2 protein-coding genes are annotated in these 1020 nt (G+C 33.6%); both read right to left on the minus strand.

The annotated features are described in order from the left end of the window. The coding region (locus C4S77_RS04470; RefSeq protein ID WP_455423242.1) for a DUF7738 domain-containing protein at positions 1 to 203 on the minus strand (203 nt) is incomplete at its 3' end. Further along, positions 193 to 939, minus strand: coding sequence for a DUF7738 domain-containing protein (locus C4S77_RS04475; protein ID WP_146106045.1), 747 nt, complete (start codon positions 937 to 939; stop codon positions 193 to 195). The genes C4S77_RS04475 and C4S77_RS04470, both read right to left, overlap by 11 nt. Positions 940 to 1020 lie beyond the last annotated feature (81 nt).

Below are 1020 nucleotides of genomic sequence, written 5' to 3' on the forward strand. Positions count from 1 at the left end.
TCTACAAATCTATTATATTCTCCAAATATCTTTATCCATTCTTTAAAAGGTTTTCCTAAAGGAAGTTCCTTTCCTTTATAGGTTATTTGGCAGGGAGTAATAGTAAATTCTGTATCCATAGGTTTTGGGGGTTCTTTGGTTTGACATTGGGTGTAAAAACAACAAAACCCTAAAAGAAAAATGAGTACTGTATTATTTCTCATTCTCTTTGGATAAATATTCTACTTTCAAATATTCCAACTCTCCTTCACTATAACGCAAAGTTATATAATACCAATAGTCCTGTTTAGGACATATAGAGCTATGATCTTTTTGTTCGCGGAACTCTCCGGTTTTTATAGTGGTAGAGCCGGAATCCCAGCTCCAGTCGCCATCGTTATCCCAGTATCCCATTTTTTCAAGACCTTTTATTTTTGACCTCTCTTTATTTACTTCATTTAAACTCATTCCTGATTTAACCGGTGCTCCCTGTAAATTGACTGTTTGGGTATAGGGGGTAAAAGGATAGATATATTTTTCTTTTGGTTCTATCCTTCCAATTATCCTTTTTTTAAGTTCTTCCGACATAGGTTCTTTTATAGATTGATAGTCTTTTTCTATAAATTCAAATGATTTTCTTTGCCAGGCAAATTGCAATTTCCCCGCTTGTCCTACCTTACTATCCAGATTGACAAAGAAAATATATAGTTCTTTTACATATTCATGATTAGCTTCCCAGTCATTAATTGCAATTCCTAAAGAATCCCATACATATCCTCGGCCTGTATGTCTTGAATATGTTCCTAATAATTGGATCCATGCATCCAAGGGTTTCCCTAAAGGAAGCTCCTTTCCTTTATAGGTTATTTGGCAGGGAGTAATAGCAAACTCTGTATCTTCTGTTTTCATGATAAGTGCATCTTTTTTGGGCTGGCACTGTACAAAAAACGAGCTACTCATGCTTAGATTCAGCAGTATAAATAAGAGATTTTTCATTTAAAATCCTTTATCTTTATTTTTTATTATATTCTTCTGTAAAAT

Origin of the sequence: Apibacter adventoris (assembly GCF_002964975.1) — a bacterium.
GTDB lineage: Bacteria > Bacteroidota > Bacteroidia > Flavobacteriales > Weeksellaceae > Apibacter > Apibacter adventoris.